Raw genomic sequence first — 21,559 nt, 5'->3', positions numbered from 1 at the left:
TCTCAGAACCGTACGGTGCGGAGGTATTCGAAGCCGACCTTGGCGGTGTTGAGCGGATCCGCCGGCTGGTCGTGCTCGACGATGTACTCGCTGATGTTGTGGCAGGAGGCGGCGAAGATGCGCGGGAAATCGATCACGCCGGTGCCGGGATCGGTCATCTGCCCGTCCGCGGTCCGGTCCTTGACGTGGTACTGCGTCACGCGCGGATAGTTGCGCCGGAACAGCTCGACCGGGTCCGCGCCGCCGTTCACGGCCCAGAAGAGGTCGATCTCCAGATGCACGTCTCGCTTGTTCGTCTTCGCGGTGAGCACGTCGTAGGGCAGCACGCCGTCGATCGGGTGGAACTCGTGGTCGTGGTTGTGGTAGCCGAGCTTGAGCTTGGCCTTCTTGAACGCCACCGCCGCGGTGTTCATCCGGCCCGCGAAGGCCTCCCACTCGGCGATCGTGGCGAACTGCGCGAACGGCACGACGGCGGAGGAGTTTCCGAGGATCTTCGCGTCGGCGATGGTCTGGTTCAGGTCGCCGTCGATGCCGACGTGCGTCGAGGACGCCTTGAGGTGGCACTTGTCGAGGATGGCCCGGAACTCGGTGGCGCTGCGCCCGTACGTCCCGGCCAGCTCGACCTTCCGGTAGCCGATGTCGGCCAGGGCGGACAGGGTGCCTTCGGGGTCGTTCTGCAGCAGGGAACGCAGGGAGTAGAGCTGGATGCTGATCTTGTCGAGCGGAACGCGCTGCCTGCCTTGGGCGGCGTCCGCGGTGCCGGGCAACACGATGGCCGCCGCCCCCACCGTGAGGGCCGCCGTCGCCACGTTCAGGAATGTCCGTCGGGAGTGCTGCTCAGCTTCATGACCGCACATGGAACTCCCTCATTTCTTGTCACTGAAACGGGAACTAGTCCTCGATCGCGGTCCACGCGGACTGCGTGGAAGCGCTTTCCTCGACCGCGTGCAGCACGCGCTGGACGCGCAGGCCGGCGTCGAAGCCCGGCTCGGGATCGGTGCCCGCGCCGAGGGCGTCGAGCAGGTCGGCGACCTCGTGGGTGAACGTGTGCTCGTAGCCGAGCAGGTGCCCCGGCGGCCACCACACGCCGACGTACGGGTGCTCCGGTTCGGTGACGAGGATGCGCCGGAACCCTGCTTCGGTGCCGGTGCCCTCGTACCACTGCAGTTCGTTCATCGACTCGAAGTCGAACGCCAGGCTGGCCTTCGACCCGTTGACTTCCAGCCGCATCGCGTTCTTGCGGCCCAGCGCGAACCGGGTCGCCTCGAAGCTCGCCACCGCTCCCCCGGTCAGCCGCGCCAGGAACAACGCGGTGTCGTCGACCGTCACCGCGTCCGTCCCGCCGTTCTCGGCCGGCCGCTCCTTCACGAAGGTGTTCGTCAGTGCGGAAACGCCGGTGATCCGCTGACCGGTGACGAACTGCGCGGCGTCGACGATGTGCGCGCCGAGGTCACCGAGTGCGCCCGAACCGGCGGATTCGCGTCGCAGCCGCCAGGTCATCGGCGCCTGCGGGTCCGACAGCCAGTCCTGCAGGTAGACCGAGCGCACGTGCCGGATCTCGCCGAGTGCCCCGCCCGCCACCAGGTTCCTGGCGTGCGCGAGGGCGGGCACCCGGCGGTAGTTGAACGCGACCATGGCCCGTACCCCGCGTTCACGGGCCCGTCGCGCAGCGTCGGCCATCGCTTCGGCCTCCGCGACCGAGTTGGCCAGGGGCTTCTCGCACAGCACGTGCTTCCCGGCTTCCAGCGCGGCGATCGCGATCTCCGCGTGGCTGTCGCCCGGCGTGCAGATGTCGACCAGGTCGACGTCGTCGCGCGCGATGAGCTTCCGCCAGTCCGTCTCGACGGCGGCCCAGCCGAACCGCTCCGCCGCCGCCTTGGCCCGGGTCTCGTCCCGGCCCGCGAGCACCGCGAGCCTCGGCACCAGCGGTGGGTCGAAGAACCGGTGCACGCTGCGCCAGGCGTGCGAATGCACCGCACCCATGAACGCGTGGCCCACCATGCCGATCCCGATCGTTTCCCGTGCCGGGCTCAATGCCCCTCCTTCGGTTTGGTGAAGCCAGGTCAGGAGTCGAAGCCGACGTCGAGGTACTGGTCGACGTTCTCCTTGGTGACGACGGCGGAGTACGTCGTGATCTCGGCGGGGATGTCGTGCTCGGCGAGGTCGCCGACCCCCTTGTTCTGCCCGAGCAGCCGCGCCAGCGCGATCGCGGTCGAGGCCATCGACGGGCTGTAGAGCACGGTCGCCTTGATCGGCGACGCGTCGGCCTTGATCAGGTTCATCATGTTCTTCGAGCCGGCCCCGCCGACCATGATGAACTCCTTGCGACCCGCGGTGTCGATCGCGGCGTTGACACCGATGCCCTGGTCGTCGTCGTGGTTCCACAGGGCGTCCAGCTTGGGCGCGCTCTGGAGCAGGTTCGCGGTCTGCTGCTCACCCGACTCCGACGTGAACTGCGCCGAAACCCGCGGGCCGACCTTGTACCCGGCGCGCGCGAGGGCGTCCGCGAAACCCTTGCTGCGTTCCTGGGTCAGCGGCAGCGAGTCGATCCCGGCGACCTCGCCGATGACCGGGTTGGCGACGTTCTTCGCCTTCAGCTGCTTCGCTATGTAGTCACCGGCGTTGACGCCCATCCGGTAGTTGTCGCCGCCGATCCACGTGCGGTACGCGAGCGGCGTGTCGAAAACGCGGTCCAGGTTGATCACCGGGATCCCGGCGTCCATCGCCTGCTGCCCGACCGAGGTGAGTGCCTTGCCGTCGAAGGGCAGGATCACCAGGACGTTCACCTTGGCGTTGATCAGCGTCTCGACCTGGGAGATCTGCTGGTTGACGTCGTTGGTGCCCTCGGTGGCGCTGAACTTCACCTCGCTGAACTTCTGCGCCTGGGCCTTGGCGTTCTTGGTGATCGCCGCGATCCAGCCGTGGTCGGCGGCGGGCGCGGAGAAGCCGATGGTGACCGGCTTTCCCGGCTCGGCGTTGCTGCCCGCGTTGGCGACCGGCGCGTTCGACTCCGAGTTCGCGGGCGTGTTCGACGTGCAGCCGGCCAGCACCGCGCCGGCGCCGAGGGCGGCGCCGCCGAGGAGGAATCCCCGGCGGGCGAGGAAGGGTTGTTCGGTCATGACGACCTCCAGAGGTGGTGATTACTACGACCCGGTCCTGGCTTTCCTGGCCCGGAACTGCAAGAGCACGGCGAGCACGATGATCACGCCCTTGGCGATGTTCTGGATGTCGGTGTCCAGGTTGTTGAGCGTGAAGAGGTTGGACAGCACCGTGAAGATCAGCACGCCGATCAGGGTGCCGATCAGCGAACCGCGGCCGCCGGTGAGCAGCGTGCCGCCGATGACCACCGCCGCGATCGCGTCGAGCTCGTAGAACATGCCGTTGGTGGACGCGCCCGCCGTCGTCCGCGCGACGACCATGAGCGCGGCGATCCCGCAGCACAGCCCGGCGACGCCGTAGACGAGCGCGAGGTGCCGCTTGACGTTGATCCCGGCCAGCCGCGACGCCTCGATGTTGCCGCCGACCGCGAACGTCCGGCGGCCGAAGGTGGTGCGGTTGAGCACGACCCAGCCGATCGCGAACACCAGCGCGAACAGCCAGATCAGCACCGGGATGCCGAGCAGCGCGCCGCGGAAGAAGGTGAGGAAGTCCTGGTCGGCGACGACCTGCGTGCGGCGGCCGCTGAGCCGCTCGGCGAGCCCGCGGGCCGAGACGTACATCGCCAGCGTCGCGATGAACGGCACGACCTTGCCGTAGGAGACGAGCACGCCGTTGACCAGCCCGCAGCCGAGGCCGACCGCGAGTCCACAGAGGACCATCACCCACGGGCCGTAGGACTGGGTGGCCAGCGTCGTCAGCCAGACGCTCGAGAGCGCGACGATCGAGCCGACGGACAGGTCGATGCCGCCGCTGATGATCACGAACGTCATCCCGACGCTGACCACGCCGATCGCCGCGGCCAGCCGCAGGATCGTGGAGATGTTGCTTTCGGTGAAGAACAGCTCGGGCCGGGTGAGCTGGCCGACCAGGCACAGCACGACGAGCACGCCGGCCAGGCCCAGCAGCCGCGGGTCGGCCCGGAAGGAGAACCGCCTCCCCGGCGCGGACAGCGCTTTCGGTGGTGCCGTTTCGGTGTCGGTCATGCCGCGCTCCCCTCGAGAATCACGTCGAGCACCCCGGCCTCGGTGAGCCCGGCGGAGGGCCGGTCGGCGAGGACGCGGCCCTCGCGCAGCACCAGCACCCGGTCGGACAGCCCGAGCACTTCGGGGATCTCGCTGGACACCAGCACGATCGCCACGCCGCTCGCGGCCAGCTCGTCGATCAGCCGGTACAGCTCGGCGCGGGCGCCGACGTCGACGCCGCGGGTCGGCTCGTCGAGCAGCAGCACCCGGCACCCGCGGACCAGCCACCGCGCCAGCACCGCCTTCTGCTGGTTGCCGCCCGAGAGCGTGCGGACGATCCGGCGCGGGTCGGCGGGCCGCAGGTCGAGGCGCCGCAGGCTCGCGCCGGAGTCGTCCAGTTCCTTCGCGCGTTCGGTGAACCCGAGCTTCGAGTAGCGGCCAAGGCTCGCCAGGGTCACGTTGTGCGCCACCGAAAGGTCCAGCAGGAGGCCCTGGCTCTTGCGCTCCTCCGGGGCCAGCCCGATCCCCGCCTTGACGGCGGCCCGGACGTTGCCGGAGGTCAGCGCTTTCCCTTGGACGGTCACGGTTCCGCTGTCGGCTTTGCGCGCGCCGAAGATCGTCTCCAGCAGTTCGCTGCGGCCCGAGCCGACCAGGCCGGCGATGCCGACGACCTCCCCGGCGTGGACGGTGAAGCTGACGTCGTCGAACTCCCCGGCCCGGGACAGGCCGCCGACTTCGAGCAGCGGCGTGGTGCGGTCCGCGTGCCCGTCGTGACGCGGCCCGAACACCGTCTCCACCTTGCGCCCGGCCATCAGCGCGACCAGGTCGGCGGTCGGCGTGGTCTGGGCGGGCAGCCCGGTGCCGACGGTCCGGCCGTCCTTGAGCACGGTCACCCGGTGCCCGATCCGGCGCAGTTCCTCGAGCCGGTGGGAGATGTAGACGACGGCGACGCCGTCGGCGGTCAGCTCGCCGACGATCCGGAAGAGGTTGTCGACCTCTTCGCCGGCCAGCGCGGCGGTGGGTTCGTCCATCACGAGCAGCCGGGCGTCGTGGGCCAGCGCGCGGGCCATCGACACCAGCTGCTGGCCCGCGGCGGACAGCTTGCCGACCTCGTGCCACGGCCGGATGTTCGCGTGGCCCAGCCGGGCCATCAGCCGGGCGGCCTCGTCCCGGGCCTGCGAGATCCGGGTGAACCCGAGCCGGGCGCGCTCGTGGCCGAGGAAGATGTTGTCCGCCACCGAAAGCCCGGGCACGAGGTCGAGCTCCTGGTACATGGTGGCGATGCCCAGGCGCAGCGCGTCGACCGGCGAACCGAGTTCGACGCGGTGTCCCTGCCAGGTGATCTCGCCCGCGTCCGGCCGGTGCGCGCCGGAGAGGACCTTGATCAGCGTCGACTTGCCGGCGCCGTTCTGCCCGAGCAGGCAGTGCACCTCGCCGGGTTCGACGTCGAGGTCGACGCCGTCGAGCGCGCGCACGCCCGGGAAGGACTTCACGATGCCACGCACGGAAAGCAGGCTCATACCGAGGCCTCCTCGGGGCCGGCGACGAGGGTGGGGTCGGCGAAGATCCGGTCGGCCGCCAGGTGGGCGGCACCGCGCAGCGGGGCACCGAGGCCGAGCGCGGACGGCACGACCCGGGCGTGCAGGCCCGGCTGGGTGTGCGCGGCGAGCTCGACGCGGACCGGTTCCACCAGCCACTCCCCCAGCTCCCCGAAGTAGCCGCCGAGCACGACGACGTCCGGGTCGAGCACATCGACCACAGTGGACAGTGCGACGCCGAGCGCGACGCCGAGTTCGTGCACCGCCGTGACCGCGCGCTGGTCGCCGCGGCGCACGCGGTGCTTCAACAGCGCGACCCGGCCTTCGACGCCGAGAGCGGGATCGTGCAGCGGATCGCCGGGCGCCGCCGCCGCGCGCAGGACCGCGGCCAGGTTCGCCTTGGTCTCCAGGCAGCCCGTCCGGCCGCAGGAACACCGCTCGCCGTGCGGGTCGACGGCGATGTGCCCGACCTCGCCCGCGAAACCGCGCGCGCCGCGCAGGATCGCGCCGCCCGCGACCAGTCCCCCGCCGACCGCCGTCCCGCCGCTGAGGTAGAACAGCTCGCGCACCCCGGCGAGCGACTCGGCGAGCGCGCCGAGGTTGGCCTCGTTGTCCACGGCGATCGCCTCGGCGGGCAGGCCAAGCCGGGCGGCCATCAGGCCGGCGATCTCCGCGTCGCGCCAGCGCAGGGCCGGGGCGAACCGCAGCACCGCGGCGGCCGAGTCGACCAGCCCGGGTACCGAGATCGCCACGCCGGCCGGCGGGCCGGACAGCACCCGGTGCGAGAGGTGGGCGAGTTCGTCCATACCGCGCTGGAGCCCGGCCGCGGCGACGTCGACGGTTTCGGACCGCTCGGCCAGAACCCGGCCGGACAGGTCGGTCACCACCGCCGACAGCCGGTCGGCTTCGATGCCCAGGGCCAGCGCGCACGCGCCTTCGCCGTCCAGTTCGACCAGCCGGCTCGGCCGGCCGTTGCCGGGCAGGACCCCGGCGGACCGGACCAGGCCCCGCTCGGCGAGTTCGGCGAGCAAGCCGGGCACCGCCGACTTCGCGACCCCGCAGCGGGTGGCCAGCTGCGAGCGGGACAGCGGACCGGTGCGCAACGCCCGCAGGACCGCGGCCAGGTTCGCCGTACGCGGGCTCGCCGGGTCGGCTCGCCTGGTACCGGTCACGGCCACGATGCCCCCACAGGTGTTGCGCCTTGAACACACTTTGTTACCCAGAGAGCGAAAGTAGGGTGACGGCCATCACCCGTCAAGGTGACGATGGAGCAGTACGTCCGGTTTTCACCCGGATAGACGCGCCAAACCGTACATACTTTCGTATCCAAGGTGCAAAAGCCTGCAGAGTTCGAGCGCTACCGATGGGACACGGACGGGCGCCGAGCGTGCCCGGGCCGGCCGACGTGGGCGCGAGTGCGTCGGTCTGCCAGGGGCACGGCACGAGCTACCCGGCTGGCACCGACGGCTCCCGTTGCCGGAAAGCCGTGGAGGGGCACCTTCAGGGACTCTGGGTCCCTGAAGGTGCCCCTCACGGCTTTGGCGAAGCTTTGCGCCCGGGTTCGGAACCGGCGCCGGCGCCGGTTCCGACAGGCATCCTCAGGCACTCAGCGGGAGGTCCCGGCCGACTCCTGCCGCGACTTGTCGTGAGTGGTTAGGGCGGTTAGAACCGCCCTAACCACTCACGAGGGCCGCGGCAGACCGCTCGTGTCAGCTGCTGAGGGTGAAGGCGCGGTCGGTCGCGGACCAGGCGGCGCCCGTCACGCCCGCCGTGTCGCCGAGCTCCGACAGCACGATCGGGAGGTTGCCGGTCGCCAGCGGCAGTGAGCGGCGGTACACCGCGCTGCGGACCTCGGCGAGCAGCTGGTGCCCGAGCTGCGCCACCCCGCCACCGATCACCACCATGCCCGGGTTGATGAAGCTGACCAGCGAGGCGACGACGAGGCCGAGCCGCCGGCCGCCGTCGCGGATCAGGTTGACCGCGCCGAAGTCGCCCGCCGCGGCGGCACGGCCGACGTCGCGGGCGGTGACGGCGCCGCGTTCGGCGGCCGCCTCGGCGAGGTGGGCCGAGCGTCCGCTGCGGGCCAGCGCGAGCCCGTCCCGCGCCAGCGCGGCCCCGCCGAAGTAGGCCTCCAGGCAGCCGACCTCGCCGCAGGCGCAGGTCGGGCCGAAGTCGTCGAGCCGGATGTGCCCGATGTCCCCGGCCGTGCCGGCGACCCCGCGGTACACCTTGCCGCCGAGCACGATCCCGCAGCCGATCCCGGTGCCGATCTTGACGAACATCAGGTCGTCGGTCGAGCGGGCGACCCCGGCGTGCCGCTCCCCGAGCGCCATCGCGTTGACGTCGTTGTCCACCGCCACCGGGCAGCCCCAGAGGCCGCCGAGGTGGTCCCGGACGTTGAACCGGTCCCAGCCGGGCATGATCGGCGGGGCGACCGCCATCCCCTCGGCGAAGCTGACCGGCCCCGGCAGCCCGACGCCGGCCGCGATCAGCCGGCCGGGCGCCTCGTCGCGGACCTTCGCCGCGAGTTCGGCGACCCGGCGCAGGACCGGATGCGGCCCCTGCCGGACGTCACCGTCCTCGACGGTGTGCGCGAGCACCTCGCACGAAGCGTCGGTCACCGCCACGCCGACCGACGTCGCGCCGACGTCCACCGCGAGCACCCGCAGGTCACCCGCCAGCCGCACCAGCGTCGACCGCCGCCCGCCGCGGCTGGCCGAGGGTCCCGCGGTCTCCACGAGCCCGACCTCGCCGAGCCGCGCCACCTCGGCGCCCACCCGGGCGCGCGGCAGTTCCAGCCGCTCCCCCAGCTCGACCCGCGACATCGGGCCTTCGTCCCGGAGCAGCGTGAGCACCCGGGTCTGGTGCCGGGTTTCGACCATCGAGTGCTCCGGAGCCGATGCCGTGGGTTCCCCGCTCATTCGTTCCAGCCTACTGCGTCGGCTGCCGCGGGCCCGGGAACGCCGTCGCGCGAAACCCGGCCCGTCCCGTGTGGACGGACTACCCGGCCGCTTCCGGGCCCGCGGCTCCTGTCAGAAGCCGGGGAACACGCGGCGCAGGTCGTCGAGCGTGATGCTGCCTTCGACGGTGACGCCCTTGTCGTAGGGTGCCTTGAGCCGGCCGCTGATCAGCCGGACGAACGCTTCCGCCGGCCCGTCGAACGTCGCGGACGGCGACTCGAGGTGGTCCACCACCGTGACGGCGTCGTCGATCACCAGGCCGCCGCCGGGGACCGCGAGCGACACCGGGTCCGCGAGCTCGGCCGGCTTCGCGAGGAAGCTCAGCATGAAGCCCACCGGCCCGGCCAGGAGCTCGACCAGCACCGCGGCCGACCCGGCGTCCACGCCCGCTTCCGGGTCGAAGGCCACCCGGACGTCCCACGAGTGGTTGGCCACCTCGTTGAGCCGCATGCCCAGAGCGGTGAGCAGGGGGACCGGCTCCGGCAGGAAACCGAGGTCGACGGTCAGCGACGAGCGCTGCTCGGGCGTGAGCGCCTCGACCGTCTCGAGCCAGCGGGCGTTGTGCTCCAGGAAACCCTCGGCCTGCGCGCGCGGCGCGGACCCGTCCCAGCGGGCCCAGATCGTCGGGTTGTCTTCGGCCGCCACGGTCTCGCCGGCGGCCCGGGCGATGGGCGCGCGGCCGATCTCCGCACCGCTGCCGAGGTGGGACAGGGCCTGGGCGACGGTCCAGTCCGCGGCGCCGCTGGTGGTGGCCAGCTGCTCGTCGGTGAGGGTGGCGACGAGGCCGGCGAGCACGTCGTGCTCGGAGCGGAGGGCGGTGATCGTGCGGTCCACGAATTGACTCATGCCACGCTCAACTCCCGGACGGACGCGTGTGTTCCGCCCGGGCGGGGGCCACCCGCGGAGCCGGGCCGGGCCCGGCCCCGCAGGTACCGTCGTGGTGCGGTCACCAGGGGCGGTCGACCGCCCCGCCGGCGAGGGTGAACGTGATGTAGCCGCCCTGGAAGTCGCTGCGGTACACCCCGTTCACCACGTACTCGTCGGTCCTCGGGTAGTGCAGGTAGGAGTTCTCCCACCCGAGCGCCGCCCAGCGCTTGCGGATCTCGCCCTTCACCGCGTGCGCGCCCGTCGCCACCGTGTAGTAGATCGAGTGGCCGAGGCTGAAGTGGTTGAACCGGCCGAGTCCGTCCGGGGTGCCGGTCTCGTCGGTCGTCGGGTAGCCGAGACCGCGTTCGTAGTCGAGCGCGGCCCACTTCTTGCGGATCTCACCGAAGATCGCGTGCGCGCCGTACGCGCTCGTGTAGTAGATCGACCCGACGTTGGTGCCCTTGACGAAGTGGTTGTACCGGGCGACGCCGTCCGGCGTACCGGCTTCGTCGGTCGTCGGGTAGCCCAGGCCACGTTCGTAGTCGAGGGCCGCCCACCTCTTGCGGATCTCGCCGTAGATCGCGTGCGCGCCCGTCGCGGCGGTGTAGTAGATCGATCCCACGTTCCCGTTGTTGGTGAAGTGGTTGAACTGCGCGACCCCGTCCGGCGTGGACGCGGTGTCGCTCGTCGGCGGGCCGAGGACGCTGTGGCCGCCGAAGGCGAGGTACTTGTCCAGCACCGGACCGGTGAGGAACTTCGTGCCGCCCACGGCACTCCAGTACAACCGGCCGTTCGCGTAGGTCCGGTAGTGGACCGTGCCGTCGGTGACCTCGGTGCCCGTCGGCGCGCCGAGCTTCGTCCGCACCGCCGGGTCGGCGTCGTAACGCTGGTCGATCGGGGTCGCGTAGTTCGCCGTCAGCGTCATGTCGCCGGCGCCGACGGTGACGATCCACGTGGTGTCCGTGGGCCCGCCCTGCCAGCCGGTGAACTTCGAGACGCCGTCGATGCCCAGCGGCGCGGCCTCGACGTCGAACGTGGCGCCCTCCGCGACCATGGCCGTGCCGACGCCGCCCTCGACCGGGATGCTCAGCGCCGCCGGCTGCGTGCTGACCAAGGTGATCCGGTGCTCACGCGGCCACGCCACGTAGGTCTTCGACGCGGCCACCCCGGCGCTGTCGGTCACCGTCGCGGTGAACTCCTGCCGGGAGTCCGGGTGCTCGGTGAACGGCAGGGCGAAACTCGCCCCGGTGCCGCCGGCGCCCGGGTGCGAGTGGCACGTCGCCTCGCTCGGGCAGTGCCGCACCGCGGAGGTCCACGTGATCGGCAAGGCGCCGTCTTCGGCGTCCGTCGCGGTACCGCTCAGGCCGACCTGCTGGTTCACCGCGAACGTCGCGGTGTCGCCGGGCGTGGTCAGGGTGAGCTGCGGGGTGTGGTTGCCCGGCGCCACCACGACGGTGGTCGTGCCGCTCGCCCCCAGCGGGTCCCGCACGGTCAGCTTCGCGGTGAACGACTCGGTGCCCGCCGCGTAGGCGTGGGTCACCTTCGGGCCGGCGTCGGCGGCGGTCGTCCCGTCCCCGAAGTCCCAGTCGTACTTCAGCAGATCGCCGTCGTAGTCGACGGACGCCGAACCGTCGAAGGAGACCGTGCGGGTGTCCGGGTCCGTGGTCGACGACGCGCTCGCCACCGGCGCGGTGTTTCCGGCGGTATAGCTCAGCCGGCGCAGCTTCCCGGTCAGGATGTCGGCGTAGACGACGTCGCCGTTGGCCGCGGCCGCGAACTTCGTCGGGCCGCCGATGTCGGTGAAGGCCGGCGGGTTCTGCGGCGCCTGCGTGAGCCTGCCCTGGTCGTCGTACCGCATCGTCCAGATCTTGTGCGTCACGTAGTCGCCGAAGAACAACGATCCGCGGTAGGCGGCCGGGTAACTCGATCCGTTGTAGACGATCCCGCCGGTGACGCTGTTGCCCTGCATCGCGCCGTTCCCGTGCTGGTACTCGAAGATCGGCGCCTGGTTCGCCACGCCGGCGCAGCCCGCGAGGGCGCTGTAGCCCGGCGTCGGGTGGGTGCCCTCCCAGCACGGCCAGCCCTGGTTGGCGCCGCGCTGGACGACGTCGACCTCTTCCCAGCTGTTCCAGCCGACGTCCCCGGCGACGGGCAGGCCGAGGTTCGGGTCGATGCTGAACCGGAACGGGTTGCGGAACCCGCGCGCGAACACCTTGCTCGCCGTCGAGGTGGGATTGGCCGCGTCGTAGTACGGGTTCCCCGGCACGCCCTTGCCGTCGGGGGTGAAGTGGAGGATCTTGCCGTAGGGCTGGTTGACGTCCTGGGCCCGCAGCGCGCCCGGGTCCACCTTCGCGAAGTCGGCGTTGTCGCCGATGGACATCCACAGCGTGCCGTCCGCGGCGGCGATGACGCCGTTGATGCCGTGGACGTCGTAGATGCCCGGCACCTCGAACAGCGCCTGCTCACCGCCCAGCGCGGCGGGCGCGCCCGCCGCGTCGAGGCCGACCGTGAACCGCGACAGCCGCATGACGAAGCCGCCGGTGACGTTGACCGACCGCGTCAGGTAGACGTTGTGCGACGTCGCGTAGTCGGGCGCGACGGCGACGCCGACCAGCCCGAGGTCGCTGACCGACCGCGTCGGCAGCGTCGCGATCGTCCTGCCGGTCCCGCTCACCGGCAGCCACCGGACCCGGCCGTCCTTGGCGGTGGCGAGGACGGAACCGTCGGGCAGATAGGTGAAGTCGGTCAGCTGGTACTGACCCAATCCGGTGTCGGTGTCCTGCAGCACGAAGCCCGACGGGAGCGCCCCCGCCGCCACCCCGGTCGATACGACGGGCAGTAACGCCCCGGTCAGCACCGCCGCCACCAAAGCGTGACGGAGTGCGCGAAGTTTTCCCAAAGCCATACCGGTCCCCTTCCCAGGCGGTCGTGTATCGCCCGAACGGGGATTCCGGTTGCAGTCGGCTTGGGGAAATTAACCGTTTCGTGACCAATTGCCCGAAGTACCGGACTCGGCGGACAGGCCGTCAGAGACCAACACCCTCGTGTCTCCGGCTCGCAGAACCGATGCCCCCGCCTGCACGACGGATGCGTCTCACGGCTTCGAGCCGTCCGGGCGCCTTGCGCACTCCGTACTTCTGCCGCCGCCTCGCCGGTGGCCGCTACTCGGACCGGACGTCCGGCAACGCGGGCGCCCTCACGATCTTCTCGGTCAGCTCCCGGACCCCGGCCGCGTCGAGGTCTTTCACGTGGGTGGCCTCGAGCGCGAACGTGGTGCCGTCCGGGCGGGTGCCGGTGATCTTCACCGCGCCCGTCCGGTGCCGGATCCAGGTGACGAGCACCGTCGCGATCGCGGTGGCGACGCCGCCGGGCGCGAGGGCGACCGCGAGGGCCTCGGGCAGGCCCGCGGCCAGGGTGCCCGGCGCCCCGGTCCCCCGGAGCACGCGGACGGCGAACCGGTCGTCGGCCGCCAGCCAGTCGTTCAGGGAGCTCAGTTCCCCGACGGGGTCGCCGGCGGTGATCCGGAGGGTCAGGTCCACAGTGGACTCCTATTCGGTGTGGTCGACGCCGATGGTCTGCGGCGGCTTCCCGTCGGCGTAGCGGACGATCGCGATCGTCCGGTGCGCCGGGGTGCCCTGTTCGGTGAAGCCGAGGTCTTCCTCGGCCCCGGGGACCGACAGCGGGCCGTGGAGGTTCGCCAGCTGGGCCGTGACCGCCCGCGCGTCCACGGCCTGCCCGCTCGACCGGGCCGCGGCGATCGCGGTGGTCAGCGTGGCCATCGCGTCGTGCTGGGAGACGGCCTCCCCGGTCGCGGCGCCGGCCTGGTCGAACCCGGCGCGGCCGAAGTCGTCCAGGTAGCGCTGGTAGCGGGCCGGGTTCCCGGGCCGCGGCCCGAGCGCCGACCAGCCCGCCGGGACGAACGCGGTGACCGTGATCCGCGCGGCCGCGAGCCGGGTCCGCCGCGCCGGGTCGAGGAGGCCGTCGCCGGGTTCCGGGGCGAGCACTTCGATCGGGCCGCAGTTGCGCGCGGCGAGCGTGTCGAGGAACCGGGTGAGGTCCTCCTGCTGCCCGGCGAAGAACGCGGAGGCGGGCCGGGCGACGCAGATCCCGTTGACGACGACGCCGAAGGTGGCGGGCACCTTGTTGCGGGAACCCAGGTAGCCGAAGACGTCCATCGACGCCACGTGCGGGCGGACCGCCGCCCGGATGTCGGCCGTCAGCGACTGGGCGTAGAGGGCGCCGGGCCCGGTGTCGCCGACGAGCATCGCCGGGCGCCGGGTCCCCTGGGCCTGGACGTACCGGGCCATCGCCGCGGCCAGCTGCCGGTTGCTCGGCCGGACCCGGAGCAGGCCCGGGACGGCGGGCTGGTCGAAGTTGTCGGCGGTGACGAGCCCGGCCACGACGGGCAGGCCGCGGTCGCTGAGGACGCGGGCACCGTCGAGGGTCTCCGCCGAACTGACACCCATGCCGATCACCCCCACCAGGGGTGCCGGGTCGGCGGTCATGGCGCCCAGCCGGCCGATCACCGGTTCCCACGCGCCTTCCGACGCCCCCTCGTTCGCCAGCACCAGCCGGACGTTCGCGCCGGCGCGGTTCGCCGCGAGCTGGGCCGTGTGGGCACCTTCCAGCTGACGCCGCATCGAGTCCACGGTGAAGATGCCGCCCTCCGCCACCGGGAACGGCGCCAGCAGGGCCACGGTGACGGCCGGGGTGCCGACGCGGGCGTTCTCGTGGGCGATCCGGCCCTCGACCGCGGCCAGTTCCGGCCGGAACACGTACGTTCCCGCCGTCACGCCGACACATTCGTCGCCGAAGGAGACGCTGCTGGAGGTCTGCAGCCCGGCCGGGCACCCCTCCTCCGCCTGGAACACGCCCTGGTAGACCACGGCCGACGCACCGGCCAAGGCCACGGCGGCGACGGCCACCGCGCGCCGCCGGCGGACCCGGCGGCGCCGGGCCGTGCTCGCGTCGAGGAACGCCCGCGACGGCGCGGGCAGCGGCGTGTCCCCCTGCTCGGCCAGCGCGCCGGCGACGGTCAGCTGGGTACCCCGGTACAGCAGCCCGCGACGCCGGTTCTCGTCGTGCCACCGCTGCGCCGCCGTGGCCAGCCGCCGGCGCACCAGCAGTGACTGGCGGCCGTCTTCCAGCCACGTCCGCAGTCGCGGCCAGGCGCGCAGGACCGCGCTGTGCGCCAGGCCGACGGCGTCCCCCTCCGCCACCAGCAGTCCGCTCGCGACCAGCGCGTCCAGGACGCGTCCGGCCGTCGGCCGGTGCTCCGGCGCGACCTCGCCGACCAGCGTGTCCCGCGCCACCAGCCGGCGGGTGATGGCCATGCCCTGCTGCACCGACGCCAGCCGCAGCGCCAGCGCGCGGAGCACCGCGCGACCGGATTCGTCGAGGGCGTCGTGCACCCGCTCGGCCGACGTCTCCACGGCGCGGGCGACGCGGCCGGCGTTCGCGTACCCGGTCACGGTGAGCAGGCGGCCCTGGCGCCGCGCCCAGGTTTCGCGCAACGCGTGCGACAACAGGGGCAGCACCTCACCCTGCTGCAGGTCGAGCTCGGTGCCCTTGTCCGCCGCGAGCGCCTCGGCCTGGTCCCGGACGTCCTGCAGCACGATCTGCGCCAGCCCGGCCTGCAGGGTCAGCCCGGCGGCCGCGGCGGGTGCCTGGACCGCGGTGGCGAGTTCGGCGCCCGAGAGCGGGCCGAGCAGGACCTGGTCGGTCTCGAGCGCGTGCCGCAGCCCGGGGTAGGCCAGGCAGTGCCGGTAGAAGTCGGCCCGCAGGCCGAGCACCACGACCGCGTCGCCCAGCAGCCCGTCGCCACCCGGTCCGGCCGTGAGGGTCTCCACGAAGCTGTCGCGTTCCTGCCGGTCGGCGCATTCGGTGAAGATCTCCTCGAGCTGGTCCACGACCAGCAGCAGGCGTTCGCTCCCGCGGCGGCCGGCCACGGCTTCGTACAGCGCCGCCAGCGGCCGCGGCCCCGGGGTGAAGACGACGGGGTCCCGGGGCTCGGCACCCGCGGCGGCACCGGCGACCACCCCGGCACGCAGGAGCGACGACTTGCCCACGCCCGAGGGCCCGACCAGCGTCAGCGGCGGATCGCCGGGCCGCGCCTTCGCGATCCGGTCGAGCAGCGTGCGCGTCTCGTCGGCGCGGCCGAAGAACCAGGGCGTGTCACGGGTGTCGAACGCGGCGAGCCCGCGGTACGGGCAGACGTCCTCGTCACCGGGGCCGGCTGGACGGGCTTCGGCGTCGGCGTCGGTTTCGGTTTCGGCGAGCCGGAACGCGGGGTTGAGCGCGAGGACGAAGCCGTCGGCCGATTCGGTCGCCAGGCGGCGCGGCCGGGGGAACCCGCGCGCGGGCAGCATTTCCCGCAGGTAGGTGTGCGCGTGCTGCAACGTCAGTTCGCGCGGGCCGTCGGGATCGCCCTCGGTCAGCAGCCGGATCAATGCGCCGCCGAACGCGGTGTACCGCTCCCCCGGCGGCGCCAGCGCCGCCTCGTTGGCGCCGGCCGCCGTCAGCACGTAACCGCCGTGGATGCGCGAAAGGCCGGTCGCTTCGGGGCCGGCCGTGTCCCCCAGCGTCGCGAACGCGCGTCCGGAGTAGCAGCAGTCCAGGATCACGATCTTCACCCGGGCCGGGCTGGCCAGCACGGCGTTGCGCAGCTGGCCGTACGCGACGGCGGTGTGGGCCAGGTACCCGGCGCGCGTGTCGGTGGCGGCGGTGGCCAGGTACAGCTCGCCGTCGAGGCTGACCAGGCCGTGGCCGCAGAAGAAGACCACCAGCGCGTCCTCCGCGTGCCGGGTCTCCTCGGCCAGCGCGGCCCCGACGTCGAACGGCAGCGCCGGGTCGAGCAGGACCCGGACGTTCCCCGCCGCCATCCCGCACCGCTCGACCAGGACGGCGGCGAGGTCGGTCACCGTCGCCGCCACCGCCGGGACGCCGTCGAGCCCGGCCGCGCCGGAACCACCGGTCGCGCAGCCGGTCCCGATCAGGACGGCCCGCGAGCCCGCCGCGCGCAGCTCGGTCACGGCAGCTCGCGTCGGCTGGTTCGGCGTTCGCTCACGGACAGCTGTATCTGCGATCCGGAACCGCGCGTTACAAAAAAGAATTGCCGGGGACCACGTGTGACAAATTCGCGGGAAAAGCGGATTCGCCGGTCGGATTCGGCGTCGCTGTCCCGGCGGCCCGGGCCGCCGTCCTCTTCGGACGGACGATCCCCGTATGGGTGATCAATCGCGCCACGAGGTCCGACACGCGGGCCGCGCGCGCACGGGCCTGGTTAGGTCTGCCCCCGGGCGGCCCGAGCGGGCCGCCCGTCTTCGGGAAGGAACGGGCCGGGAACTCATGGCCGATCGGACATCGGTGCTCATCGTCGGCGCGGGACCGGCCGGGCTGGTGCTCGCCAACCTGCTGCGCGCCGCCGGGATCGACACGCTCGTCCTCGAACGCGGCGGCCGGGACCGGGCGCAGGCCCGGGCGCGGACGGGGTCGACGCGCTGGCCCTGGCGACCGGCACCGACTCCGAGAGCCTGGGCCGGCTCCTGCGCTACCTGGCCACCCTCGGCGTCGTCCGCGCGACCGCCACGGGCCACGTGCTCACCGAGACGGGCACGCTGCTGCGCTCGGACGTCGAGGGCACCATGGCGGCGCTTGCCCTGAGGTACGGCGGTCCGTTCTACCGCTCCTTCGCCGAGCTCACCCGCGTCGTCGACCTCCCGGCCGCGCGTGTTGTCGTCGACGTGGCTGCCGGCAACGGCGCCCTGCTGTCCCGCGTCCTGCACGACTGGGACGACGAGCGCTGCCACACCATCCTCACCACCACTACCGCGCGCTGCCGGCCGGTGCGGGTTTCGAGCTGACCGACGTCCGCCCGCTGGCGCTGGACGCCTACGTCCTGCGCGCGGGCAGGCTCCGGTGAGCGTCGCCGGGGCGTCGGACGCGGTCCGCTCCCGTCAGGCGGATGTCAGCACGCCGACCACGGAGACCGGGCCGGTCGACGGGGAATCACCGGACCGAGCGATCGGAGGCGGCCGCCCGCCTTGGCTACCATGACGATCATGGCTGAGTTCGAGATCGGCGAGACCGTCCGGGTCACCGGCAAGACGATGTCGGGCAACGTCGGCACTGTCGTCCACTTCGACAGCAAGCGCGACAAGTACCTGGTACGCGTCAGCGACGTCACCCAGAACTACTTTTCCGCGGCCGAGCTGGAGCGGTTTTCCGGCTGAGGGTCGGCAGCGCGACCGGCTCCCGAACCGCGTCGGGTCACCTTCTCGTGCGTGGTGATGAGGGTTCCGGTGCCGAGGTGCACCGCCGGTCCGCGGTCAGGCCTCACTCCTCCGTGACGTCGTCGATCCGCCAGCCGGCCGGGGCCAGCGCACGCCGTGCGCGTTCCAGGCACACCAGGTGCGTCTCGTCCTCGGCCTGCGGCACGTCGTCCGCCGCCCCGGCCAGGCGAGACCCGTTCATGACGTCCGGCATCCGGCACCCCGTTTCGTTGCGCGGCAAGATCTTCCGATCACAACACAGAGCACCGTAGCGCCCGGGTCTCACTATGAGACACGGGGGCACTGGCGCCGGCGTCTCCTGTTTAGCTATAGTGCTAGTCACCTAGTTAAATGGAGTTGCCGATGATCGAATTCCACCTGGACGCCCGGTCGGGCCTGTCGCCGTACCAGCAGCTGGTCCAGCAGGTGCGGCACGCGCTGCGGCTGGGCCTGCTGAGCGAGGGAGACCAGCTCCCGAAGGTCAAGGACGTGGTCGCGGACCTCGCGATCAACCCCAACACGGTGCTGAAGGCCTACCGCGAGCTGGAGCACGACGGCCTCGTCTCGGCCCGGCCCGGCGTCGGGACGTTCGTGACGGGGACGCTCGGCAACGGCGTGTCGTTCGCGGCGATCGGGCCGTTGCGCCGCGACCTCAACCGCTGGCTTTCCCAGGCCCGCAAGGCCGGTCTCGACGAAGAGAGCATCGAGGCCCTGTTGATGTCCACGTTTCGCGACTCCGCAAGAGAGGACATAGCGTGACCGTCCTGCGCGCCCAGGGACTGGGCAAGAAGTACAAGCGCGAGTGGGCGTTGACCGGCTGCACGCTCGAGATCGAAGCCGGCCACGTCACCGGGCTCGTCGGCCCCAACGGCGCCGGCAAGTCGACCCTGCTGAACATCGCCTCCGGCATGCTCGAACCGACCACCGGCACGATCGAGGTGTGCGGCGGGGTGCCCGGCAGCGGGCCGGACCAGCTGGCCAAGGTCGGGTACGTCGCCCAGAACACACCCGTCTACCCGGGTCTGACCATCGACGAGCACCTGCGGTTCGGCGCCCACCTCAACCCGCGCTGGGACGCCGCACTCGCGACGAAGCGGATCGAACGGCTCGGGCTGGACCCGAAACAGCCCGCGGGCAAGCTGTCCGGCGGCCAGCGCGCCCAGCTGGCCCTCACCCTCGGCCTCGCGAAGCGTCCCGAACTGCTGCTGCTCGACGAGCCGGTCGCCGCGCTCGACCCGTTGGCGCGCCGGGAGTTCCTGCAGGTCCTGATGGAGGCGGTCGCGGAGGACGGGCTGTCCGTCGTGATGTCCTCGCACCTGGTCAACGACCTGGAACGGGTCTGCGACCACCTCGTCGTGCTGGTGGCGTCCCAGGTCCGGGTGATGGGTGACGTCGACGAGCTGCTCGCCACGCACCACCGCCTGTCCGGGCCGCTGCGCGACGTCGGCACCCTGCCCGCGGACCAGCACGTCGTCTCCGCGACGCACACCGACCGCCAGACCACGGTGCTCGTCCGCACCGAAGCGCCCATTCTCGATCCCGTGTGGACGGTCGGGCACCTCAGCCTGGAGGACCTCGTCCTCGAGTACATGAGCAACCCGGCCGCCGCTCGTCCCGCCCTGGAGGTGCTCCGATGACCTGGTTGGCCTGGCGCCAGATCCGCGTCCCCGCGCTGGCGGTGTTCGCCGCGCTGCTCCTGATCGCCGTGATCCTCGCGATCACCGGCCCGGACCTGGTGGGCCGCACGAACTTCTCGGACCAGGACACGCTGTTCGGCGGCACGATCCTCGCGCTGTACCTGCTGCCCGCGGCCATCGGCCTCTTCTGGGGCGCGCCGATGATCACGCGCGAGCTGGAGCACGGCACGCACAACCTGGTCTGGAACCAGACGATCACCCGCAAGCGGTGGCTCACGACCAAGCTCGTGGTCGGCGTGCCGGCCGCGATGGTGGCGGCCGGGCTGCTGAGCCTGGCGGTCACGTGGTGGGCGTCCCCGATCGACGCGCTCGCGAGCACGCAGACCGACGGTGAAACGCTGTCCCGCATCTCGCCGGTGGTGTTCGCCGCGCGCGGCATCGTCCCGATCGGATACGCGGTCTTCGCGCTCGTGCTCGGCGTCGCCGTCGGGATGGTGCTGCGGCGGACCGTGGCGGCCATGGCCGTCACCCTCGTCGTGCTCGCCGCCGTGCTGATCGCGGTCCCGTTGTACGTGCGCCCGTACCTGCTGCCCGCGGTGCAGCAGGACGTCTCGATCGCGGACTCGGACATCACGAACATCTCCGGGAACGGCGACGGGGTGGTCGAGGAGATCGGGGTGAAAACCCCGGCCGGCGTCTGGCTGCTGGCCGACGAAACGGTGGACCCGGCCGGGAACGTCGTCACGCCCCTGCCCGACTTCGTGCAGAACTGCATGCCGAGGCCGGGAGGCAAGGGCGGCCCGCCGGACCCCCGCGGCGTCGACGCCTGCATGACGCAGCTGGACACGCACGGCTACCACCAGCGCCTGACCTACCAGCCGGGTTCCCGGTTCTGGCCGCTGCAGTGGCTCGAACTCGCGTTGCTCCTCGCCCTGTCCGCGTTGCTCACCTGGTTCAGCTTCCGGCGCATCCGCCACCTGTCCTGATCCGATCCCACTGGGGGAACCATGCGCACACTCGTTGTCGCCACCGCTCTGGGCCTCGCGTTGTCCGCGACACCCGCCGCGGCGAGCACGACACCGCACCTGCCCGGACCGACCGGGTCCCGACCGGTCGGTGTCACCTCACTGTCGCTTGTGGACACTTCACGGCCGGATCCCTGGGTGCCGTCGGTGCCCTACCGGGAGCTGATGGTCTCCGTCTTCTACCCGGCGACCTCGGCGCACGGGCCGACCAAGCCGTACATGACGCCGCTGGAGTCCGAACGTAACCTCGAACGCGAGGGCATTCCCGGCCTGTCGCTGGACGCCCTGAGCACCGTGCGGACCAACGCCGTCGTCGACGCGCCGGCGGCCGGCCGGCGCCACAGCCTGCCGATGGTCGTGCTGTCACCGGGCTGGACCCAGCCCCGCGCCGTGCTCAGCGGCCTGGCCGAGGACCTGGCGAGCCACGGCTACGTCGTGACCGTCATCGACCACACCTATGAGAACCGCGCCACCACCTTCCCCGACGGCCACGTCACCGGCTGCGCCGCCTGCGAGGTCGACGACCAGCCGGGGATCTGGGAAAAGGTGGCGGGGACGCGGGCGGCCGACACGTCGTTCGTGCTGGACGAGCTGATCGGCCCGCACCCGAAGTGGCGCGGCAGCGCGCTCGTCGACCCGCAGCGGGTCGGCATGGCCGGGCACTCCGCGGGCGGCGCGAACACCCTGCAGGCGATGCTCGCCGACCCGCGCATCCGGGCCGGGATCGACATCGACGGCTCGACCCACGTCCCGTTGCCCGCGTCCGGGCTCTCCCGGCCGTTCCTGTTCCTGGGCAGCATGGACAACTACACCCCGGGCACGCCGAACCCGTACGACGACTGGGAAACCGACTGGCCGCACCTGACCGGCTGGAAGCGCTGGCTCATGGTGTCGGGCACGGTGCACAGCTCGTTCACCGACCTCGGCGTGCTGGCCGACCAGCTGGGCGTCGACATCGGCGCGTCGATCGAGGGGACCCGCGCGCTGGCGATCACGCGGGCCTACGCCGGGGCGTTCTTCGAGCAGCACCTGCGCTGCCGGACCCAGCCCCTGCTGGCCGCGCCGTCGCCCGCCTACCCGGAGGTGAGCTTCATCCGCTGACGGGAGCGAGGGCCGGCCCCGGGCCTGGGGGCCGGGGCCG

At 72.1% G+C, this 21,559-nt stretch carries 19 protein-coding genes; 7 read left to right on the top strand and 12 right to left on the bottom strand.

Annotated features, from left to right (window positions below):
- Window positions 1-2: 2 nt before the first annotated feature.
- From OHS18_RS01160 to OHS18_RS01110, 11 genes are all read right to left on the bottom strand, one after another.
- A complete protein-coding gene (locus OHS18_RS01160; RefSeq protein WP_442875328.1) occupies window positions 3-857 on the bottom strand; it encodes a TIM barrel protein in 855 nt (284 codons plus the stop codon).
- A gap of 34 nt (window positions 858-891) precedes the next feature.
- On the bottom strand, window positions 892-2,034 hold the full coding sequence (locus OHS18_RS01155) for a Gfo/Idh/MocA family protein (RefSeq protein ID WP_328615556.1): 1,143 nt from the start codon (window positions 2,032-2,034) through the stop codon (window positions 892-894).
- Between the two features lie 29 nt (window positions 2,035-2,063).
- Window positions 2,064-3,119: a substrate-binding domain-containing protein gene (locus tag OHS18_RS01150; protein WP_328457009.1), complete on the bottom strand. Its 1,056-nt coding sequence runs from the start codon at window positions 3,117-3,119 to the stop codon at window positions 2,064-2,066.
- Between the two features lie 24 nt (window positions 3,120-3,143).
- Window positions 3,144-4,142: an ABC transporter permease gene (locus tag OHS18_RS01145; RefSeq protein WP_328615555.1), complete on the bottom strand. Its 999-nt coding sequence runs from the start codon at window positions 4,140-4,142 to the stop codon at window positions 3,144-3,146.
- Window positions 4,139-5,641 (bottom strand): sugar ABC transporter ATP-binding protein, encoded by a 1,503-nt coding sequence (locus OHS18_RS01140; protein WP_328457013.1) that lies wholly within the window; start codon window positions 5,639-5,641, stop codon window positions 4,139-4,141. Before OHS18_RS01140 ends, OHS18_RS01145 begins: the two co-directional genes overlap by 4 nt.
- Entirely contained in the window at window positions 5,638-6,831 is a 1,194-nt protein-coding gene (locus tag OHS18_RS01135; RefSeq protein ID WP_328615554.1) for an ROK family transcriptional regulator, read from the bottom strand. The genes OHS18_RS01140 and OHS18_RS01135 overlap by 4 nt, the downstream gene beginning before the upstream one ends.
- 537 nt (window positions 6,832-7,368) lie before the next feature.
- Window positions 7,369-8,541: an ROK family transcriptional regulator gene (locus OHS18_RS01130; protein WP_328458962.1), complete on the bottom strand. Its 1,173-nt coding sequence runs from the start codon at window positions 8,539-8,541 to the stop codon at window positions 7,369-7,371.
- Window positions 8,542-8,691: 150 nt separating this feature from the next.
- The gene (locus tag OHS18_RS01125) at window positions 8,692-9,465 is read right to left on the bottom strand and encodes a maleylpyruvate isomerase family mycothiol-dependent enzyme (protein WP_328615553.1); all 774 of its coding nucleotides are present in this window, start codon (window positions 9,463-9,465) and stop codon (window positions 8,692-8,694) included.
- A 100-nt stretch (window positions 9,466-9,565) separates the two neighbouring features.
- Window positions 9,566-12,391 carry a PQQ-dependent sugar dehydrogenase gene (locus OHS18_RS01120; protein WP_328615552.1) on the bottom strand — a complete coding sequence of 942 codons (2,826 nt, stop codon included), beginning with the start codon at window positions 12,389-12,391 and terminating at the stop codon, window positions 9,566-9,568.
- Between the two features lie 256 nt (window positions 12,392-12,647).
- Window positions 12,648-13,025 carry an effector-associated constant component EACC1 gene (locus OHS18_RS01115; protein ID WP_328457021.1) on the bottom strand — a complete coding sequence of 126 codons (378 nt, stop codon included), beginning with the start codon at window positions 13,023-13,025 and terminating at the stop codon, window positions 12,648-12,650.
- Between the two features lie 9 nt (window positions 13,026-13,034).
- Window positions 13,035-16,517, bottom strand: coding sequence for a caspase, EACC1-associated type (locus OHS18_RS01110; protein WP_328615551.1), 3,483 nt, complete (start codon window positions 16,515-16,517; stop codon window positions 13,035-13,037).
- A 193-nt stretch (window positions 16,518-16,710) separates the two neighbouring features.
- Here OHS18_RS01110 and OHS18_RS01105 point away from each other — a divergent pair, with 193 nt between their 5' ends.
- From OHS18_RS01105 to OHS18_RS01095, 3 genes are all read left to right on the top strand, one after another.
- Window positions 16,711-17,148 carry an FAD-dependent monooxygenase gene (locus OHS18_RS01105; RefSeq protein ID WP_328615550.1) on the top strand — a complete coding sequence of 146 codons (438 nt, stop codon included), beginning with the start codon at window positions 16,711-16,713 and terminating at the stop codon, window positions 17,146-17,148.
- Window positions 17,082-17,348, top strand: a complete 267-nt coding sequence (locus OHS18_RS01100) for a hypothetical protein (protein WP_328618744.1) — start codon at window positions 17,082-17,084, stop codon at window positions 17,346-17,348. Before OHS18_RS01105 ends, OHS18_RS01100 begins: the two co-directional genes overlap by 67 nt.
- 198 nt (window positions 17,349-17,546) lie before the next feature.
- Complete coding sequence (locus OHS18_RS01095; protein WP_328457034.1) at window positions 17,547-17,717, top strand: hypothetical protein; 171 nt, start codon at window positions 17,547-17,549, stop codon at window positions 17,715-17,717.
- A gap of 103 nt (window positions 17,718-17,820) precedes the next feature.
- On the opposite strand, the gene OHS18_RS01090 is transcribed toward OHS18_RS01095, so the two are convergent.
- Window positions 17,821-17,958, bottom strand: a complete 138-nt coding sequence (locus tag OHS18_RS01090; RefSeq protein ID WP_328457036.1) for a hypothetical protein — start codon at window positions 17,956-17,958, stop codon at window positions 17,821-17,823.
- A gap of 161 nt (window positions 17,959-18,119) precedes the next feature.
- On the opposite strand from OHS18_RS01090, the gene OHS18_RS01085 reads away from it, so the two are divergent.
- Genes OHS18_RS01085 through OHS18_RS01070 form a run of 4 tightly spaced genes read left to right on the top strand, consistent with a single transcriptional unit; the run spans window position 18,120 to window position 21,519 of the window.
- Window positions 18,120-18,515, top strand: a complete 396-nt coding sequence (locus tag OHS18_RS01085) for a GntR family transcriptional regulator (protein WP_328457037.1) — start codon at window positions 18,120-18,122, stop codon at window positions 18,513-18,515.
- Window positions 18,512-19,393 (top strand): ABC transporter ATP-binding protein, encoded by an 882-nt coding sequence (locus tag OHS18_RS01080; RefSeq protein WP_328615549.1) that lies wholly within the window; start codon window positions 18,512-18,514, stop codon window positions 19,391-19,393. The genes OHS18_RS01085 and OHS18_RS01080 overlap by 4 nt, the downstream gene beginning before the upstream one ends.
- The gene (locus OHS18_RS01075) at window positions 19,390-20,379 is read left to right on the top strand and encodes a transporter (RefSeq protein WP_328457041.1); all 990 of its coding nucleotides are present in this window, start codon (window positions 19,390-19,392) and stop codon (window positions 20,377-20,379) included. Before OHS18_RS01080 ends, OHS18_RS01075 begins: the two co-directional genes overlap by 4 nt.
- A 21-nt stretch (window positions 20,380-20,400) precedes the next feature.
- Window positions 20,401-21,519: an alpha/beta hydrolase family protein gene (locus OHS18_RS01070; RefSeq protein WP_328615548.1), complete on the top strand. Its 1,119-nt coding sequence runs from the start codon at window positions 20,401-20,403 to the stop codon at window positions 21,517-21,519.
- Window positions 21,520-21,559 lie beyond the last annotated feature (40 nt).

The sequence above is a fragment of the Amycolatopsis sp. NBC_00355 genome (assembly GCF_036104975.1).
Lineage (GTDB): Bacteria > Actinomycetota > Actinomycetes > Mycobacteriales > Pseudonocardiaceae > Amycolatopsis.
Note: the sequence above shows the minus strand (reverse complement) of the source record. Positions and strands in the feature narration are given on the sequence as shown.

Excerpts from the sequence above, each read along its gene's own strand:
- OHS18_RS01160 (WP_442875328.1), bottom strand. The coding sequence starts at position 857 with ATGTGCGGTCATGAAGCTGAGCAGCACTCCCGACGGACATTCCTGAAC.
- OHS18_RS01150 (WP_328457009.1), bottom strand. The coding sequence starts at position 3,119 with ATGACCGAACAACCCTTCCTCGCCCGCCGGGGATTCCTCCTCGGCGGC.
- OHS18_RS01145 (WP_328615555.1), bottom strand. The coding sequence starts at position 4,142 with ATGACCGACACCGAAACGGCACCACCGAAAGCGCTGTCCGCGCCGGGG.
- OHS18_RS01140 (WP_328457013.1), bottom strand. The coding sequence starts at position 5,641 with ATGAGCCTGCTTTCCGTGCGTGGCATCGTGAAGTCCTTCCCGGGCGTG.
- OHS18_RS01130 (WP_328458962.1), bottom strand. The coding sequence starts at position 8,541 with ATGGTCGAAACCCGGCACCAGACCCGGGTGCTCACGCTGCTCCGGGAC.
- OHS18_RS01125 (WP_328615553.1), bottom strand. The coding sequence starts at position 9,465 with ATGAGTCAATTCGTGGACCGCACGATCACCGCCCTCCGCTCCGAGCAC.
- OHS18_RS01120 (WP_328615552.1), bottom strand. The coding sequence starts at position 12,391 with ATGGCTTTGGGAAAACTTCGCGCACTCCGTCACGCTTTGGTGGCGGCG.
- OHS18_RS01105 (WP_328615550.1), top strand. The coding sequence starts at position 16,711 with ATGGGTGATCAATCGCGCCACGAGGTCCGACACGCGGGCCGCGCGCGC.
- OHS18_RS01095 (WP_328457034.1), top strand. The coding sequence starts at position 17,547 with ATGGCTGAGTTCGAGATCGGCGAGACCGTCCGGGTCACCGGCAAGACG.
- OHS18_RS01090 (WP_328457036.1), bottom strand. The coding sequence starts at position 17,958 with ATGAACGGGTCTCGCCTGGCCGGGGCGGCGGACGACGTGCCGCAGGCC.
- OHS18_RS01085 (WP_328457037.1), top strand. The coding sequence starts at position 18,120 with ATGATCGAATTCCACCTGGACGCCCGGTCGGGCCTGTCGCCGTACCAG.
- OHS18_RS01075 (WP_328457041.1), top strand. The coding sequence starts at position 19,390 with ATGACCTGGTTGGCCTGGCGCCAGATCCGCGTCCCCGCGCTGGCGGTG.
- OHS18_RS01070 (WP_328615548.1), top strand. The coding sequence starts at position 20,401 with ATGCGCACACTCGTTGTCGCCACCGCTCTGGGCCTCGCGTTGTCCGCG.